The organism is Cedecea sp. NFIX57 (assembly GCF_900177785.1).
In the GTDB taxonomy this organism is placed as follows: Bacteria; Pseudomonadota; Gammaproteobacteria; order Enterobacterales; family Enterobacteriaceae; genus Cedecea; species Cedecea neteri_C.
Genome location: NZ_FXAS01000003.1, coordinates 194,236 through 211,750, shown reverse-complemented (window position 1 = coordinate 211,750; position 17,515 = coordinate 194,236). Strand labels below are relative to the sequence as shown.

General features: G+C 58.1%; 16 protein-coding genes and 1 tRNA gene. 6 read left to right on the top strand and 11 right to left on the bottom strand.

All coding sequences use genetic code 11. The features are described from left to right. The first annotated feature begins 66 nt into the window (after positions 1 to 66). Positions 67 to 2,232 (top strand): ferric-rhodotorulic acid/ferric-coprogen receptor FhuE, encoded by a 2,166-nt coding sequence (gene fhuE, locus B9Y90_RS03680; protein ID WP_085540248.1) that lies wholly within the window; start codon positions 67 to 69, stop codon positions 2,230 to 2,232. A gap of 3 nt (positions 2,233 to 2,235) precedes the next feature. Here fhuE and B9Y90_RS03675 read toward each other — a convergent pair whose 3' ends face one another. Further along, entirely contained in the window at positions 2,236 to 3,147 is a 912-nt protein-coding gene (locus B9Y90_RS03675) for a LysR family transcriptional regulator (protein ID WP_085540247.1), read from the bottom strand. 109 nt (positions 3,148 to 3,256) lie between these two features. Here B9Y90_RS03675 and B9Y90_RS03670 point away from each other — a divergent pair, with 109 nt between their 5' ends. Further along, positions 3,257 to 4,036, top strand: coding sequence for an SDR family oxidoreductase (locus B9Y90_RS03670; RefSeq protein WP_085540246.1), 780 nt, complete (start codon positions 3,257 to 3,259; stop codon positions 4,034 to 4,036). Here the strand turns inward: B9Y90_RS03670 and B9Y90_RS03665 are convergent. From B9Y90_RS03665 to B9Y90_RS03655, 3 genes are all read right to left on the bottom strand, one after another. Further along, on the bottom strand, positions 4,033 to 4,311 hold the full coding sequence (locus tag B9Y90_RS03665) for a hypothetical protein (protein WP_039288859.1): 279 nt from the start codon (positions 4,309 to 4,311) through the stop codon (positions 4,033 to 4,035). The two genes, B9Y90_RS03670 and B9Y90_RS03665, sit on opposite strands and share 4 nt — an antisense overlap. A 112-nt stretch (positions 4,312 to 4,423) precedes the next feature. Continuing rightward, positions 4,424 to 5,206, bottom strand: a complete 783-nt coding sequence (locus B9Y90_RS03660; RefSeq protein WP_085540245.1) for a metallophosphoesterase family protein — start codon at positions 5,204 to 5,206, stop codon at positions 4,424 to 4,426. Next, entirely contained in the window at positions 5,196 to 6,734 is a 1,539-nt protein-coding gene (locus B9Y90_RS03655) for an MFS transporter (RefSeq protein ID WP_085540244.1), read from the bottom strand. Before B9Y90_RS03655 ends, B9Y90_RS03660 begins: the two co-directional genes overlap by 11 nt. Before the next feature lie 114 nt (positions 6,735 to 6,848). Here B9Y90_RS03655 and B9Y90_RS03650 point away from each other — a divergent pair, with 114 nt between their 5' ends. Together B9Y90_RS03650 and B9Y90_RS03645 are read left to right on the top strand one after the other, a co-directional pair. Then, the gene (locus B9Y90_RS03650) at positions 6,849 to 7,742 is read left to right on the top strand and encodes a LysR family transcriptional regulator (RefSeq protein ID WP_085540243.1); all 894 of its coding nucleotides are present in this window, start codon (positions 6,849 to 6,851) and stop codon (positions 7,740 to 7,742) included. Positions 7,743 to 7,827: 85 nt separating this feature from the next. Further along, complete coding sequence (locus B9Y90_RS03645) at positions 7,828 to 8,439, top strand: hypothetical protein (protein ID WP_085540242.1); 612 nt, start codon at positions 7,828 to 7,830, stop codon at positions 8,437 to 8,439. Between the two features lie 485 nt (positions 8,440 to 8,924). On the opposite strand, the gene B9Y90_RS26820 is transcribed toward B9Y90_RS03645, so the two are convergent. The 3 genes from B9Y90_RS26820 to B9Y90_RS03630 all read right to left on the bottom strand — a co-directional run bounded on the left by B9Y90_RS26820 (position 8,925) and on the right by B9Y90_RS03630 (position 10,483). Beyond that, a tRNA-Sec gene (locus B9Y90_RS26820) sits at positions 8,925 to 9,019 on the bottom strand. A 129-nt stretch (positions 9,020 to 9,148) separates the two neighbouring features. After that, the gene (locus B9Y90_RS03635) at positions 9,149 to 10,063 is read right to left on the bottom strand and encodes an alpha/beta hydrolase (protein ID WP_085540241.1); all 915 of its coding nucleotides are present in this window, start codon (positions 10,061 to 10,063) and stop codon (positions 9,149 to 9,151) included. 84 nt (positions 10,064 to 10,147) lie between these two features. After that, positions 10,148 to 10,483 carry a nuclear transport factor 2 family protein gene (locus tag B9Y90_RS03630; protein ID WP_085540240.1) on the bottom strand — a complete coding sequence of 112 codons (336 nt, stop codon included), beginning with the start codon at positions 10,481 to 10,483 and terminating at the stop codon, positions 10,148 to 10,150. Positions 10,484 to 10,715: 232 nt separating this feature from the next. Here B9Y90_RS03630 and B9Y90_RS03625 point away from each other — a divergent pair, with 232 nt between their 5' ends. Next, positions 10,716 to 10,937 carry a YgdI/YgdR family lipoprotein gene (locus B9Y90_RS03625; RefSeq protein WP_085540239.1) on the top strand — a complete coding sequence of 74 codons (222 nt, stop codon included), beginning with the start codon at positions 10,716 to 10,718 and terminating at the stop codon, positions 10,935 to 10,937. Between the two features lie 48 nt (positions 10,938 to 10,985). On the opposite strand, the gene fdhE is transcribed toward B9Y90_RS03625, so the two are convergent. From fdhE to fdnG, 4 genes are read right to left on the bottom strand one after another with little or no spacing between them, the layout of a single operon-like run. Then, entirely contained in the window at positions 10,986 to 11,915 is a 930-nt protein-coding gene (gene fdhE, locus B9Y90_RS03620) for a formate dehydrogenase accessory protein FdhE (protein ID WP_085540238.1), read from the bottom strand. Further along, complete coding sequence (gene fdoI, locus B9Y90_RS03615; protein ID WP_038477697.1) at positions 11,912 to 12,547, bottom strand: formate dehydrogenase cytochrome b556 subunit; 636 nt, start codon at positions 12,545 to 12,547, stop codon at positions 11,912 to 11,914. Before fdoI ends, fdhE begins: the two co-directional genes overlap by 4 nt. Then, a complete protein-coding gene (fdxH, locus tag B9Y90_RS03610) occupies positions 12,544 to 13,446 on the bottom strand; it encodes a formate dehydrogenase subunit beta (RefSeq protein ID WP_008458719.1) in 903 nt (300 codons plus the stop codon). The genes fdoI and fdxH overlap by 4 nt, the downstream gene beginning before the upstream one ends. A 12-nt stretch (positions 13,447 to 13,458) precedes the next feature. Further along, positions 13,459 to 16,509, bottom strand: a complete 3,051-nt coding sequence (gene fdnG / locus B9Y90_RS03605) for a formate dehydrogenase-N subunit alpha (RefSeq protein WP_139827337.1) — start codon at positions 16,507 to 16,509, stop codon at positions 13,459 to 13,461. Between the two features lie 180 nt (positions 16,510 to 16,689). On the opposite strand from fdnG, the gene fdhD reads away from it, so the two are divergent. Continuing rightward, complete coding sequence (fdhD, locus tag B9Y90_RS03595) at positions 16,690 to 17,514, top strand: formate dehydrogenase accessory sulfurtransferase FdhD (protein ID WP_085540236.1); 825 nt, start codon at positions 16,690 to 16,692, stop codon at positions 17,512 to 17,514. Position 17,515: the final 1 nt, after the last annotated feature.

Genomic DNA, 17,515 nt, shown 5'->3' with positions numbered 1-17,515 from the left:
TATAAAAATCAAGAAAAAGTGCCGGCTACGGAAAACGCCGCAGCACTGCAAAAATGAGGGTTTAACATGGCATTGGTTAACTTCTCCAGGGATCGGTTCACGTTACGGGCAGGCGGCCCATCACTCCTGGCGGCGGCTATTGCGCTCGCGCTACTGCCTTCTGTGCAGGCAGAAGATACCATCACGGTGAATACTCAGGGGGATAACCCGCTGGCAGGACAGGAACAGGATTACAGCGTCAAAACCACCACCACCGGCACCAAACTGCTGCTGGTTCCGCGCGATATTCCGCAATCCGTTAGCGTCATCAGCCAGCAGCGTATTCAGGATCAGGATCTGCAAACCATCGGCGAGGTGCTGGATAACACCACCGGCATCAGTACCAAACTGGTGGACAGCAGCCGCGCCACTTACTTTGCGCGCGGCTTCTTCATCAGCAACTATGCCTACGACGACATGCCGACACAGGTTAGCGACGTCTGGGACTTTGGCGATACCGGTTCGGATACCGCCGTGTTTGAGAATATTGAAGTGGTGCGCGGCGCGGCGGGGCTGATGAGCGGCAGCGGTAACCCTTCGGCGTACATCAATATGGTGCGCAAGCACGCCGACAGCCGTGAATTTAAAGGCAACGTCTCCGCTAGCTACGGCAACTGGGACAAGCAGCGCTATGTGGCCGATCTCTCCGCGCCGCTGAGCGAGTCCGGCAACGTGCGGGGCCGCGTGGTCACCGGCTACCAGGACAACGATACCTGGCTGGATAAAAGCCATTACCGCAAGAAATTTATCTACGGCGTAGTGGATGCCGATTTGACCGACTCCACCACGCTTTCTGTCGGCTACGACTACCAGGAAAGCAATGACGACAGCCCGACCTGGGGCGGCCTGCCCACCTGGTACGCCGATGGCAGCCGGACAAACTTCAGCCGCAGCGCCACCACCGCACCGGACTGGGCTTACTCCAACAAAGACGCCACCAAAGTGTTCGCTAACCTGGTCCAGCGCTTTGATAACGGCTGGGAAGCGCGAATTAACACGCTGCACGCCGAAACCAACTTCGACTCTAAGCTGATGTACGTCACCGGCTTGCCGGATAAAGTCACCGGGGCGGGCACCAGCGCTTACGGCGGCTGGAACCGGGGCGAGCGTAAACAGGATTCGGTGGATGCGTTTGTGCGCGGCGGTTTTGACCTGTTTGGCCGCCAGCACGAGCTGATGTTCGGCGGCAGTTACAGTCGCCAGCGTAACCACTATGACAATGCCATGCCGAACACCGGCTTGCCTTACGGTGGCATCGCAATGGACAGCTTCTACAGCAGCGTCGCAGACCCAAGCTGGTCAGCCTTCTCGCTGTACAGCAAAGATGTGGTGCGCCAGCAGTCCGCCTACACCGCGGCACGTTTCTCGCTGGCTGACCCGCTGCACCTGATTGTGGGTGCCCGTTATACCGAATGGGATGCGGACTACAATCCGTCCACCGCGCCGCAAACCAGCCTGAGCAGCAAAAAACACGACGTGACGCCGTACGCGGGCCTGGTTTACGACATCAACGACACCTGGTCGGCGTACACCAGCTACACCTCCATCTTCCAGCCGACCGACAAGCGCGACGTTAACGGCGATTATCTCGACCCCACCACCGGGAAGAGCTACGAAGCGGGCGTGAAAGCGGACTGGTTTAACACGCGCCTTACCACCTCATTGGCGGTGTTCCGCATCGAGCAGGATAAAGTGGCACAGTCGCTTGGCACGCCGGTTAACGGCAACCCTGGTGAAACGGCGTATAAGTCTGTGGACGGCACTGTAAGTCGCGGCGTGGAGTTTGAGCTGAACGGTGCGCTGACCGATAACTGGCAGCTCACCTTTGGCGCTTCCCGCTATGTCGCGGACGACAACAACGGTGACGCTGTGAACCCGGACCAGCCGCGCACCACGATGAAGCTGTTTACCCGCTACCAGCTGCCGATGCTGCCGGAAGTGACCGTGGGCGGTGGCGTGAACTGGCAGGGTAAAACCTGGCAGGATGCCTACGGCCCGAACGGCAACACCCGCATCAAGCAGGGCAGCTACGCGCTGGTGGATCTCTTCACCCGCTACCAGGTGACAAAAAACTTTGCCGTACAGGGCAACATCAACAACCTGTTCGACAAAGAATATGAATCCTGGCTGTCTGACTATGTGGTTTATGGCGCCCCGCGCAGCTTCTCGCTGACGGCAAACTACAGTTTCTAAGCGTTATGGGGAGGTCAGTGACCTCCCTGACTTTTCCCGCGCCAGCGCCAGGAAAGCGGCCAGCCCGGCAGAAGGATGCCGCCTGCCGGAATAGTAAAGGCAAAGCCCTGGGAAGGACGGCGTCCACGCTTCCAGCAGGCGCACCAGCTTGCCAGAGCGGATTTCGTTGGCGACGTTTTGCTCCATGAAAAAGCCAATCCCGACACCTTCCAGCACCGCCTCCCGCGCCAGCGAGGCCTCGTCCAGCGTCAGCGGGCCGCGCACGTCAATGGGCGCGACTTCGCCCTGTTTTTCCAGATGCCAGCGGTAGAGCGAGCCGTCCGGCAGCCGGACGCGAATACAGGCGTGATTCAGCAAGTCGCCCGGCGTTAGCGGCGTGCCGTGCTCTGCCAGGTAAGCTGGAGACGCGGCCACGGCAAAGCGTTGGGGTTGCCCAAGCGAAAGTGCAATCATATCGGCGGGCACCAGCCCGGCCACGCGCACGCCAAGATCGAACCCTTCCGCCACGATATCGACCAGCTTTCCTTCGGTCACAATATCGACCTGCATTTCCGGATAGCGACGTAAAAACTCAAACACCAGCGACGAAAGCACCTGGCGAGCGGCAAAAGGCGGTGCGTTGATGCGCAGCACGCCGGACGGCGTATCGCGGTGCGCCCGCACACTTTCAAGGGCATCGTTCAGCCCCTGAAGAGACGGGCTAACTCTCTCGATAAACAGCCTCCCGGCCTCCGTCAGCGACACGCTGCGGGTGGTGCGGTTGAACAGGCGCACGCCAAGTTCAGCCTCAAACTTTGCCAGCGTATGGCTGAGCGCCGTGGTTGAAACGCCGAGGTCGATAGCCGCCGCGCGGAAAGATCCCCGGCGGGCGATGGCCTGCACGGCTTCGATATCGGCCAGGGCTATACGCGACATTGTCCCGATTCCTTCATCATTTCATCCCGGTTTGTCCCAATTGTTTAAATTATACCGCGTTCTTAGAGTAGTGATACGGCAGGTAAATCGACTTTCTGGAGAACGTAAAATGACTGACTTTTTGACACTGAAGGGCAAAAGAGCGCTGGTGACGTCCGGCACGAAGGGCGCAGGCGCGGCGACCGTAGCGCTGTTCCGCGAGCTGGGCGCGCAGGTGATGACCGTGGCTCGCCATGCGCCTGAAAACGTTCGTGACGACGAGTTTGTCGCGGCGGATCTCGCCACGCGTGAGGGCTGCGAGCAACTGGTAAAAGCGGTGCAGGCGCGTCTCGGTGGCGTGGATATCATCGTGCATATGCTCGGCGGATCCTCATCCCCGGCTGGAGGCTACGCGGCGCTGGACGAAGCGCAGTGGCAGCGCGAGCTGGCGCTTAACCTTTTCCCGGCGGTGCGGCTGGACAGGGCGCTGCTGCCGGGCATGACGGCGCAGGGTTCGGGGGTGATTATCCATGTCTCTTCCATTCAGCGGATTTTACCGCTGCCGGAAGCGACCACGGCCTATGCCGCAGCCAAAGCGGCGCTTTCCGCCTATAGCAAAAGCCTGTCGAAAGAGGTTTCCCCGCAGGGCGTACGGGTGCTGCGCGTGGCGCCGGGCTGGATTGAAACTGAGGCCTCTGTCCGCCTGGCGGAACGGCTGGCGCTGCAGGCGGGCACGGATTACGAGGGTGGGAAGCAGATCATTATGGATTCGCTGGGCGGGATCCCGTTGGGCCGCCCCGCAAAACCAGAAGAAGTGGCTAATCTGATCGCCTTCCTGGCCTCAGACCGTGCCGCCGCGATCACCGGCACGGAGTACATCATTGACGGCGGAACGGTGCCAACCGTTTAGAAATGCACTGGCTGGCCGAAACCGTCGCCGCTGTCGGTGCTGTTATCCCGGCGGCCTCTGGCTTCCAGCTGGTCGGCGCGGATGCGGTCCCGGATGTCCTGGCGCTGTTCCGGCGTCAGGTAGCGGCTGTTGTAGTAGGGATCGGGCCACGGCGAGCGCATAAAGCTGTCGTCCAGCCGCTGCCTGTCCTGGCGATCTATTCCTGAATTGTTCGATGACGAACAGGCCGCCAGCAGCAGCGGAGCCAGCAGAACGAGTGCATATTTAGAGGCCATTTTTCTTCCTGAAGCGGCAAGCAATGAAAGTGAGGCAGTATCGCGCATCAACCTGGTGATGTGCGTTATCTGCCGCCAATATTGCGCAGCTTATCACGAAATAGTCAGCCGCTCAGAATGCCGACAGCGCCTGCGAGCAGGCCATGCCGTGCTGATACAGCTCCTCCGCGTAAAAGTCCGGCACCGGGCTGTCTTTAATCGCCTGGGCCACGGCGGCGACGTCATAATTTACCGTTTGAACCGCTAGTTTTAACTTACCCTGACGGTAATGCCCCTTCAGCCAGGTGGCCTGCGGCTCACCGGGTTTGATTCGCCCGACGGCACCGGTATTGGCGACGATTAGCCTGCGGCCATCGCTGCGCGCTAATTCGCGAATATCCGCGTAGTGCGTATGCCCGGAAACCATCACATCGAACTGATGCGTGGTTTGCCACTTCATCAGTTGGCTGCAGGAAAACTGGCGATGCACATACTCCGAGAGCGAATCCGGGCTGGCGTGAACCAGCAGAAATCTGAGCGGCCCGGCGTGAAACGTTCTCGACCGCGGCAGGGCGCTGAGCCAGCGGCAGTTGTCTTCCGTCAGCGTTCGTTTGCTCAAGGCAATGGCCTGTTCACGGGCTTGTTGTTCCTGGACGGAGTGCTTAGCCAGCGGCGTGACCGGCTCGTCCATTGCCACGCGGCGGTCGTGGTTGCCCATCACCACCGGAATGCTGCGGCTGCGAATCAGGTTTATTACTTCATTCGGCCACGGCGCAAAATCAACCAGATCGCCCAGACACCAGATTTGCTTGATGTGGTGGCGGTCAATGTCCTGCAAAACGGCCTCAAGTGCTGGTAAGTTGGCATGAACATCGCTGAAAAGTGCAAAATGGAAATCAACATCTTTAGCGTTCATTGGGCTGACTCCCGGTGCGGTCCCGCAAGGTGAGAATAACAATTAGCGCAACGAAGAAAGCGAACAGCGCGGCGCAAACCAGCATCAGCGAGAAGCCGCTGGCGTAGCTGTGGCGGATCAGCGTGCTTAGCGTCTGAGCCTGTTGCTCCGGCCACAGCGCAAGGGCGCGCTGCACATCTCCGGCCACGACCTGAGTCATAAAATCGTCCCGTACCGGCAGGTTGTTTGCCTGCATTACGGAGGTCAGCGTATGGCGCGTATGCCCGGCCAGAATCGCCCCCAGCAGCGCAAAACCTTGCAGAATGCCGGAGAACCGCGCCGTGGTGCTGATCCCCGAAGCCATCCCCGCCCGTTCGTGAGGCACGGTGCCCATAATCGCCTTCTGCGTTTCGCCGTTGAGGATGCCGCCACCGCTGCCCAGCACGGCCATACCGGCGATAACTAGCCAGGGCCACTGCGCCAGCACGCCGCCGGCGATAATCAAGTTGCCGACGCCAACCAGTGCTAATCCAGTGGCTAAGATCCAGCGGGCAGCCATGCGATGTGCCATCCAGCGCGCTACCATCGGGAAGAACAACATGGCGAGGGCGAACGGCAACATGCCGACCCCGGAGGCCAGCGCGGTTTTACCCTCGACGTTTTGCAGCATCAACGGCAGCAGGGATGTCATCACCTGTGCCGTCGCCGCGTAGGTGAACATCGCCAGCACCGCGCCAATAAACGGCAGCGAACGGAACAGGCGAAGATCGAGCATCGGCTGAGTTTTGTAACGTTCGACCAGCGCAAAGAACAGAAAGAACCAGGCTGAGGCGATAAAGCGCCCCATCACTTCGGGGCTGCCCCAGCCGTGCTCCGGGGCGAGGATCAGCGCCCAGGTGAGAGAAAACATGGCGGCGATAAACAGCGAAATACCATGTATATCCGGCTTACCGGCGGCTGGATTGCTGGACTCTTCAATGGTCCGCAGCACCGATATCGCCAGCAGCAGGCAGATGGGAATGTTGATGTAGAACGCCCAGCGCCAGCCGAAATACGCGCTGATGATACCGCCCGCCAAAGGCGCAAGCACCATGGTGATGCCCATCATGCCGCCCCAGATGGCCCACGCACGTCCTCTTGCCTGCGGCTCACGGAAAGTGTGACCGATGATCGCCAGCGCCGGAGCCAGTAAAAAGGCCGAGCCTACGCCTTGCAGCGCGCGGGCAATATTCAGCATCAGGATGGTGGTGGCCGCCCCGCAGGCGAGTGACGCCAGGGCAAACAGCGCGATGCCGAATAAAAAGATCCGCCGCCTGCCGAAGCGGTCTGCCAGCGAACCGGCGGGCAGCAACAGGGAAGAGAAGCAAAGTACGTACGCGCCAATCACCCACTCCATATCGACAAACGTGGCGTCCAGCCCGCGGGCGATGGTCGGCAGCACGACGCCAACGATATTCGTGTCGATGACCGTCATCGCGCAGCCCATGGAGGCAACCAGCAACACGGTGGTGTCGTTTTTGGCCACGGGCGCGGCCAGCACAGTAGACATAAAAGCTCCGAAAACACGGGAAAAACACGCTTTAAGCTTCGCGATCCGGGGCGCGGTATTCAATTTCTACGTTAGGCATTATTATTAGTTAATGCCTAATAATCAGGAGTAAAAATGGAGCTTCGCCACTTGCGCTATTTTCTCGAAGTTGCCCGAACGCTCCATTTTGGCGCGGCGGCGGAAACGCTGAACATCTCCACGCCGACGCTGTCGGTGCAAATCAGCCAGCTTGAGCGGGAGTTTGGCACGCCGCTATTTTTGCGCACCAAAAGGCGCGTGCAACTGACTCAGGCCGGAGAAATTTTCCGCGAAGAAGCGGAAGCCACGCTGCGGCAGGCTGAATTGACGCGTGAGCGGGTGCTTAGCGCTGCACGCGGCGAGCAGGGCTACATTCGCGTCGGCTATGTGGCGTCTTCGCTTTGGTCGGGCACGCTCAGCGCGGTGATGGGGGCGTTTCGATCGCAATACCGGGCCGTCTCGCTTGGCGCACGAGAAGTGCTGATGGATAGCATGGCGGCGGAGCTGGTGGAGGGCAAAATTGACGTTGGGTTTGTGCGCGCCCGGGTTGCGCTGCCGTCGGAAGTCGGGCATTTGCTGGTGCAAAGCGACTGTTTTTGCCTGGCGCTGCCCGCTTCCCACCGCCTTGCTTCAGGCAAGGAAGCTATCGACCCCGCCGCTCTGGCCGGGGAAAGTTTTATTCTGCCGGAGCAGACTTCCGGCTCACATGAAGTCGCCCGACGTGGCGGATTTGTGCTCAGCGATGCCATCCGCTCCAGCACGCTGACCGAAGTGCTGGCGCATATCGCATTGGGCAACGGCATCGCGGTTATCCCGGAGATCATGGCGAAAACTATCGGCGTGCCGGACGTGGTCTATCGCCCGATTGCCGGGGCAGAAATCCCTTCGGCGATCTGGATGCTTTACCGCAAGCGAGAGCGCACGCCGCTGATTAAGCGCCTTATTCGCTTCGCAAAAGAGCACGTTTCGGGTGGGTCAGGAAACGTTTGAACACACTCTTTCACCCCCGGGTTTCATTTGGCGGTTAATCTTGATCCAGAGCAGTTCTTAACCTGACCTGAACCCTGGAGAAAGCATGATCAAGCCTCGTTTGTTTATCCCGGCCTTAAGCCTCCTGCTGCTGAGCGTGGGCGCTGCGGCGGCGGACAATGTCATTACCCCGGTACGCGGCACCATTGACGCGGTCAATGATTCTTCACTGCAAATCACCACCCGGCAGGGGGAAAAGCTCTCCGTTGGCCTGACGGACAAGACCCGAATCAACGGCGTGAGCGAAGCGAAGATGAGCGACATCAAGCCTGACAGCTTTGTTGGCACCGCTGCCGTGCCGCAGGCAGACGGCACGCTGAAGGCGCTGGAGGTGCACGTTTTTGCCCCGAGTCTGCGCGGTTCCGGGGAAGGGTTTAATCCGTTTGAATCTGCCAACGGCCAGGTAAACACCATGACCAACGGCACGGTCGGCACCCTCGTGAACAGCCACGGGCGCACGATGACAGTGAAATTCCACGGCCAGCAGAAAACCGTGCAGGTGCCGGACGACGTGCCGGTGGTGCTGATCAGCCCCGCCGACAAATCCGTGCTGAAGCCGGGCGCGAAAGTGGTGCTGTTCGCCACCAAAGACGACAAAGGCCAGGCCGTCGCGCGCGGGATTTCCGCCGGGGTTAACGGGCTGACGCCGCCGATGTAATTTATGGTGATGCTTGTTTGGATCTATACAGGCTGAATCGCTGAGCTGTATTTTCCCCTCTCCCTTTCAGGGAGAGGGCCAGGGTGAGGGTCTAGTGAATATTATTTCCGGCCGGGTTATCGATCATTGCCAGACCGGAATCTGTGCGTACAAAGCGGGGCGCTCGCAGGCTTAAACATCTGGATTAGCAGAGCGTTGCAATATTTTCGCAGGTTATCTAATTCTGCTACAAGGAGAGGCATAACCCTTTACATCATTATTTCAGTGATGAGTTTTTCAATAAAATATTCCAGCACCAGAGAGGGGCAAACATCATCTATTAATGTATAAGATTTTTATCGCACTGGAAATGAATAAGACGTATTGCGGATTTCTGGACGACTGCATGAAATAAATTGCACTCTAAAACATTAATGTGCTTTGGTGGAAATATTTTAATATTCTCAACCAATCATTTTACTTAGATATTTTTGATATTTTAATTTTGGCGGAAAGTCACAGGAGTCGAACCTGCCCGGCGCCGCTGGCGGCACCAACTGGAGTTGAAGTCCAGCCGCCTCACCGGAGACGACGACCTTCCGCGCCTGCATTGCTACATGGAGGCGGGGCGCAGTATACCGGGTTTCCTGCTGCTACCCAATGGGTCAGTAAGAATATATCCCGCGCCTAAAGCGAAATTATTTACTAAATCAGTCTAACAGCCTGGGAATCACTCTGTTGACGCGGTTCGCCAGGCGATATCTCTCATGGCATCTCTTGCCGTCAGGCTAATACTACTCAGTTGGAAGAAGCCGTGGATCGCGCCCAAATAACGCTGGCAACTTGCGGTAACACCTTGTTCTGTAAGGCGGGAATAAAGTCGCTCACCTTCATCGCGCAGGGGATCGTATTCGGCGGTGATGATATGCACCGGTGGCAGCCCGGCAAAATCCTCGCGCCACAGCGGGCTGGCTTCCGGGTGCATCACATCCGTTCCCGGGAAATAAGCTTCAAAGCCGCTGAGCAAGGTATCGCGGGTGATGACATAGTCTTCGCCGTTCTGCCGGTAGCTTGGTAGCGTGGCACCGGCATCGAGCATGGGATAAATCAGCATCAGGTTGGCCGGGAGCGATTCCCCGGCCGCTTTCAGGCGCAGGGCAGTTACCAGGGCGATATGCCCGCCCGCGCTGTCTCCGGCAAGCGTGATACGCTCACTATCGACACCTAAATTCATGGCGTGCTGCCTGATTAATATGGCGGCACGCTCGGCATCATCATGGGCGGCAGGGTAAGTGTGTTCGGGGGCCAGGCGATACTGCACGGCAATTACCCGGCATCCGCTGTGAAAAGCTAACTGGCGGAGCTGATTATCGTGAGTGGCAAACCCGCCGCTGACAAAGCAGCCGCCGTGATAATAAATCACTGTCGGCAGTGTTCCACTGGCGTTGAGTGGGGAAACGACCCGCAACGGCATTCCCTCCAGTGAAATATCTTCCACCTGGACTCTGGTTTCCGTTTCACCGGCAAGCACGGTACTGGCGATATAGCCCGCCCGGCGGTCGGCAAAACTTTGCTGCCGGGAAGAGGGGCGGCCGGCGGCAATAAAGTCATTCACCAGCCGGGCAATAGCGGGTTCAAGAGCCATGATACGTCCTTTTACTGGATGAATATCCATATCCTATGCTGACAAACTGGTCGGGTAAACCCATTATTTATGGCGGGGTAGGGTTCAGCCAAAAAAGAACCAGGCCGTTTTGATCAGCCCGTTTTCTACTTCAAAAACCGCCATGCTTTCAATCGGTTCATCGCTCAGGCCGTGGATCTTCTCGTGGTCGAACACCTTGTTGCCCATCGCGGTACGGGAAATGATTTCTGCGCGCAGGGCCGGGTTATTGAAGCGGTGCTCTTTATAGAAGGCATAAAGGGCATCGCGCCCTTCCAAAGAAGGCGTAGTGGCTGGCGGACGGTAAGCGGTGAAGTCTTCGCTAAAGCAGGCGGCAAAGGCCTCGAGATCGTGAGCGTTGTACGCCTCGAACTGGCGGATGACGGGTTCTGTGACTGACATAAAAGTATCCTGATAAGAGAAGCTGGCGGGCTGCCAAAGTGTTGTTATGTGCCGGAACAGAGTCTCTTGCCGAGTGGAAAATGTCTAATGGAAGAAGAGGGCAGAGTGTGCGTTGGCATGACCTGCTACGGAAACGCCTCTTCCCCAGTCTCCCTTAGCAATACTCATTAACAACCGGTTGCATTTCATCCAGCTACAATCCGGCGTCTAAAACAATAACGGGTTGGCAAAAATGAAAAAATTTTTCGGGATGATGTTGGTGGGTGTGGCTGCGCTGTCGGCGGTGGCTTGTTCAAGCAGTTACGTGATGTCGACTAAAACCGGCGAAATGATCGTGACCAAAGGCAAACCGGAGCTGGACAAGCAAACGGGGCTGACGCGTTACTACGACGCACAGGGCGTGGAGCATCAGATCCAAAACGTTCAGGTTGTGCAGATGATTAAGCGCGGCTGATTGCCGGGAAAAATAACCGGCCAGTGAAGGCTGGCCGGTAGGGCAGATTTATTCCCCTTCGCCAGGGAATAAGAACGGGTTGATGCTGCTGCGGGCGAAGCCTTCCTGCTCCATGCGGGCATCGAGCACCAGCGAGGCCAGATCGTCGGCGACGGCTTCCACTTTCGGATCCTTCTCCTGATAGAGAATTTTCAGGTAGGTGCCGCAGTCGCCGCAGCTTTCGGCTTTAATCGCCGCCTGTTCGCTGTCCAGCGACCAGTAGTTTAAGTCGCGGGTCTGCTCGCAGTTGCTGCACTTCACGCGCACCACATGCCATTCGGTTTCGCACAGGTTGCAGTGCAAATAACGCAGGCCGTTAGTGGTGCCGATATGCACCATGCTGGAGACTGGAATCGAGCCGCAAACCGGGCAGAACTGGCGCTGTTCGCCGTATTCGGCTTTGGCTTTGCCGGGGATAAGCGTCGCCATTTGCGCCCAGTAGAGCGACAGCGCAGCCCAGATAAACGGTGCCTTGTCGCTGCTGACTAACGCGAAGTCGGCGTTGAACAGCGCGGTGGCCATCTCTTCCAGCTCCTGCGAAGAAGCCTTTTCAAGATTTTCAATCACCGCTAACGCCGGGCCGTCCATTTCTGGCTTCAGCTCGGCAATCAGCGACTGCAGCAGGCGCTGCCAGTGCGGGTCACGCGGCAGGACGTGAATATCCAGCGGCGGCTTGCCGGTTTTAGCGGCTTCGGCAATTAGGGCGGTTAAATCCATCTCCAGCGGGTGGTCGTACAGCACCACTTCCTGCGCATGGGCAATCAGCGCGGCAAAGCGCAGATAGTCGCCCAGCGGGTTGCTGGCAGCCAGCTCGCGCAGGCGTTCGGCGCGGCGGTTGTAGAGATTTTTGAGCCTGGGGAATAATAACGGCGGAATCACTTCCGCCGTGCGTTTCTCGCTCTTCTCCAGCTCATCTTGCGGGATTATGCGAATACTCATTCAGATGACTTTTCCTGTTTCTGGCGGACTTCGCGGTACCATTTCGGGTGATGTTTCTTTGCCCACGTCGTGGTAACCCAGCCCTCCACCATCGCGGTGATGGTGCCTTTTACCCAAAGGGCGGCGTAAATATGCACCATGATAACCACAATTAACGCTACCGCGGCAAATGAATGCAGCATTAACGCAAATCGAATAACCGGAATAGGGAAGACTGGCGCAAAGTAAGGACGCCAGATAATCACGCCGCTCGCCAGCAACAGCACCAAGAAAATAATCGCCGCCCAGAACACGCATTTCTGGCCGAAGTTATAGCGCCCGGTGTCTCCCACTTCCTCGTTGACGACGATCTTACGAATATTCTTCGCCCAAAAGATATCATCCCGATTGATTAGGTTGTGGTGCCAGTAACGGAAAAACATGATGATGAAGGAGGCGAACATTACCACCCCAACGAACGGGTGGAGGATGCGTGCCAGCTGCGGCGTGCCGAGAATGCCCATCAGCCAGTTGAAGGACGGGAAGAAAAAGCCCAGTCCGCTCACCGCCGCTAGCACGAAGCAGAAGGCGGTGATCCAGTGGTTGATGCGCTCCGGCGCGCTGTAGCGCTGAATGGTCGGTTGCTTTTTCATTTACGCACCTCGTCGTCGTCATGGTGCAGATTATCGTCCTCTTCATCGGCACGGTTCGGGCCGACCCCAACGTAGTGGAAGACGCTGGCGGCAAAGGTCGCCGCAAAGCCGATGGCGGCCAGCGGTTTCCAGACGCCTTTCCAGAACTTCACGGTTGGGCTGATGGACGGGTTCTCCGGCAGGCCGTGATACAGCGTCGGCTTGTCCGCATGGTGCAGCACATACATCACGTGCGTCCCGCCAACGCCTGCCGGATCGTACAAACCTGCGTTGTCATAACCACGGGTTTTCAGTTCCGCCACGCGCTCGCCGGCGAGGGTCTTCATATCTTCCTTCGAGCCGAAATGAATCGCCCCGGTCGGGCAGGTTTTCACGCATGCAGGCTCCTGGCCCACGGTGACGCGGTCTACGCACAGGGTGCATTTGTAGACGCGGTTGTCCTCCGGGTTCAGGCGCGGCACGTCGAACGGGCAACCCGCAATGCAATAGCCGCAGCCGATGCACTGTTCAGACTGGAAGTCGACGATGCCGTTGGCATACTGAATAATAGCCCCTTCCGACGGGCACGCCTTCAGGCAGCCCGGATCCGCACAGTGCATACAGCCGTCTTTGCGGATCAGCCATTCCAGTTTGTCGTTCTGCTCCACTTCCGAGAAGCGCATCACCGTCCAGGATTTGGCGGTCAGGTCCGCCGGGTTGTCATACACCCCGACGTTGTGCCCCACTTCATCACGGATGTCGTTCCACTCCGAGCACGCCACCTGGCAGGCCTTACAGCCGATGCAGGTGGTGACGTCGATAAGCTTGGCGACCTCTTGCTGGTGATCCCGCGCCTGAGGCGCGGGCGTGAAGCCGTTAGTGGCGGAACGACGGATAATGTCCTGAGATTGATAAGCCATAATTCGTCTCCGTTACACCTTTTCCACGTTGACCAGGAACGCCTTAAACTCCGGCGTTTGCGTGTTGGCATCCCCGACAAACGGCGTCAGGGTGTTGGCGATAAAGCCTTTCTTCGCCACGCCTTCGTAACCCCAGTGAATCGGGATCCCGATGGTGTCCACCTTCTGACCGTGAACGTCCAGCGTGCGAATACGCTTGGTCACCACCGCTTTGGCCTTGATGTAGCCGCGGTTGGAGGAGACCTTCACCGTGTCGCCGTGGGCGATGCCGAGCTTGTTGGCAAGCTTTTCGCCAATCTCGACAAACTGCTCCGGCTGCGCGATGGCGTTCAGCAGGGCGTGCTTGGTCCAGTAGTGGAAATGCTCCGTCAGACGATAGGTGGTGCCGACATACGGGAACTTGTCGTGCGTGCCCATTGCTTCCAGGTCATCTTTAAACACGCGGGCTGCCGGGTTGGAGACCACGTTCGGGTGCAGCGGGTTAGTGCCCAGCGGCGTTTCAAACGGCTCGTAGTGTTCCGGGAACGGCCCTTCTGCCATCTTGTCGAGAGCAAACAGGCGACCCAGCCCTTCCGGCTGCATGATAAACGGCCCGACGCCGCTGTCCGGTGCGGCAGTGCTGTAGTCCGGCACGTCGATACCGCCCCATTTCGCGCCATCCCAGGAGATCAGGCGGCGTTTTTCATCCCACGGTTTACCCGACGGGTCGGCGGAGGCACGGTTATACAGAATGCGGCGGTTAAGCGGCCACGCCCATGCCCAGCCAAGCGTGTTGCCCAGGCCTGACGGATCGGCGTTGTCGCGACGTGCCATCTGGTTGCCGTCCGGCGTCCAGCTCCCGGCGAAGATCCAGCAGCCGCTGGACGTCGTACCGTCGTCGCGCAGCTGAGCAAAGGAGCTGAGCTGCTGCCCTTTTTTCACCAGCACCGCACCGGTGGCCGGGTCAATCAGGTCTTCCAGCGCTTTGCCGTTGCTTTCCATGGCCACTTCTTCCGGCGCCGGGTTGTCCGGCGTCAGGTACTTCCAGGTCATGTTCAGTACCTGCTCAGGCACTTTGCCGCCGTCGCGTTCGTACATGTGGCGCAGGCGGGTGAAGATGCCAGAGAGGATTTCGCCGTCGTTCAGCGCTTCCCCTGGCGCATCCGCCCCTTTCCAGTGCCACTGCAGCCAGCGCCCGGAGTTGACGATGGAGCCGTTCTCTTCCGCGAAGCAGGTGGATGGCAGGCGGAACACCTCGGTCTGGATTTTCGACGGATCAACGTCGTTCATCTCGCCGTGGTTCTGCCAGAAGTTGGACGTTTCGGTGTTCAGCGGGTCGATGGTGACCAGGAACTTCAGCTTCGAGAGCGAGGCCACAACCTTGTTCTTGTTAGGGAACGAGGCCACCGGGTTAAAGCCCTGGCACAGATAGCCGTTGACCTTGCCCTGGCTCATCATCTCGAAGTACTGCAGCACGTCGTAGCCTTTGTCCCACTTCGGCAGCCAGTCGTAGCCCCAGCCGTTTTCTTTCGTCGCTTTGTCGCCAAAGAAGGCTTTCATCATCGAGACGAAGAATTTCGGGTAGTTGCCCCAGTAGTTCACCTGGCCTTTCAGCAGCGGTTTCGGCGTGTTGGCTGCCAGATAGCTGTCGATATCCACCTGTTTTTCGCTCGGCAGGTTCATATAACCCGGCAGGCTGGTGGAAAGTAGGCCAAGGTCGGTCAGACCCTGAATGTTGGAGTGGCCGCGCAGGGCGTTAACGCCGCCGCCTGCCATTCCCATGTTGCCGAGCAACAGCTGGATCATCGCCATGGTGCGGATGTTCTGCGCGCCAATGGAGTGCTGTGTCCAGCCCAGGGCGTACAGGAACGATGCGGTTTTATCCGCCACGCTGGTTTCGGCGATGTACTCGCACACCTTCAGGAAGTCTTCTTTCGGTGTACCGCAGATGCTGGTGACCACGTCCGGCGTGTAGCGGGAAATGTGCTCTTTCAGCAAATTCCACACGCAGCGCGGATGCTGAAGCGTCAGGTCGCGTTTGGCGAAACCTTCTTCATCCAGCTCGTAGTTCCAGGTGGTTTTGTCGTACTTGCGGTTTGCCGCGTCGTAGCCGGTGAACAGGCCGTCGTCGAAGCCGAAGTCTTCACGCACAATCAGGTTGGCGTTGGTGTAAGACTCGACGTACTCGCGGTTAAATTTGTTGTTGTTTATCAGGTACAGCAGCACGCCTGACAGGAAGGCAATGTCGGTCCCGGAACGGATAGGCGTGTAGAAATCCGCCACCGAAGCGGTTCGCGTAAAGCGAGGATCGATAACAATCAGCTTCGCGCCGTTGTGAATTTTGGCTTCCATCGCCCAGCGGAATCCCACCGGATGCGCTTCTGCCGCGTTCCCACCCATCACCACGATGAGGTTGGCGTTTTTGATATCAACCCAGTGGTTGGTCATCGCACCGCGACCAAATGTTGGAGCAAGACTTGCTACCGTTGGTCCGTGTCAGACACGCGCCTGGTTATCCACGGCAAGCATGCCGAGGGCGCGGGAAAATTTCTGGGTTAAATAGCCGGTTTCGTTGCTGGATGCGGAGGCGCAAAGCATCCCCGTGGAGAGCCAGCGGTTGACCGTGGTGCCCTGTTCGTTCTTTTCGATGAAATTGGCGTCGCGGTCTTCTTTCATCAGCTTCGCGATGCGGTCAAAGGCATCGTCCCAGCTGATTTGCTGCCATTTATCGGAGCCTGGCGCGCGGTAAGAAGGTGTTTTCAGGCGGCTTTCGGAGTGGATGAAGTCCACCAGACCGGCCCCTTTCGGGCACAGAGCGCCGCGGTTTACCGGGTGGTCCGGATCACCTTCGATATGGAAAATTGAGGCTTTTGCGTTTTTTGCGCCGTCGCCGAGGCTATACATCAATAGCCCACAGCCCACGGAACAGTATGTGCAGGTGTTACGGGTTTCACGGGTGCGTAGCAGCTTGTACTGCCGGGTTTCCGCGAGCGCAGCGCCGGGGGCAAAACCCAGTGCTGCTGCCGTGGTGCCTGCCATACCGCCAGCGCAGATCTTAAAGAACTGCCTTCTGCTGACCTGCATGGATCGCTCCTTACATTTCGACATTTCACATTGCTTAGGATTTATTTTTGCGGGGTTACCCGCAAAGGTTCACAATTGGAACCAGTATAGATTTTGATGGCTTACTTCCCTTCATCCGGAAGGGGTATTAAGTAGAATACCACATTGGTACTGAGGGTGTTCTCGAATGGTTAAAACAAAGTGAACAAATTTCACCACTCTGAAAAAGAAACCGTGGCGCAGATCGCTGGGGCAAGCACCGTTGAGCTTTGGCACCGGGGCAATCTCACCGTAGCCGAAACCGACTGGCTGGCGGAGGAAGTGCCTGTCGCGCTGGTCTACAACGGCATTTCACATGTTGTGATGATGGCTTCCCCCAAAGACCTCGAAGCGTTTGCGCTCGGGTTTTCCCTGTCCGAGGGCATCATTGAAAGTCCCGCAGAGATTTACGGGATGGATGTGTCGCCGTCCTGCAACGGTATTGAAGTGCAGATCGAGCTGTCCAGCCGCCGCTTTATGGGGCTGAAAGAGCGCCGCCGTGCGCTGGCCGGGCGAACCGGCTGCGGCGTTTGCGGTGTCGAGCAGTTAAACGATATTGGCCGCCCTGTGCCGCCGCTGCCGTTTACCCAGACGTTTGCCCTGGAAAACCTGGATGCGGCGCTGAAAAAAATGCGCGACTACCAGCCCATTGGCGAGCTAACCGGCTGCACTCATGCGGCGTTATGGCTCGATCCTGACGGGCAGATCCTCGACGGAAGGGAAGATATTGGCCGCCACGTAGCGCTGGATAAAATGCTCGGCGTTCGCAGCCGTAATCCGTGGCAAAACGGTGCCGCGCTGGTGTCGAGCCGGGCTAGCTACGAAATGGTGCAGAAGGCCGCAATGTGCGGCATTGAAATCCTGTTCGCGGTGTCTGCGGCCACCTCATTAGCCGTTGAAGTTGCGCAGCGTACAAATCTGACGCTGGTGGGCTTTAACCGGCCCGGACGGGCAACGGTTTATACGCATCCTGAGCGGCTGCGTTAGA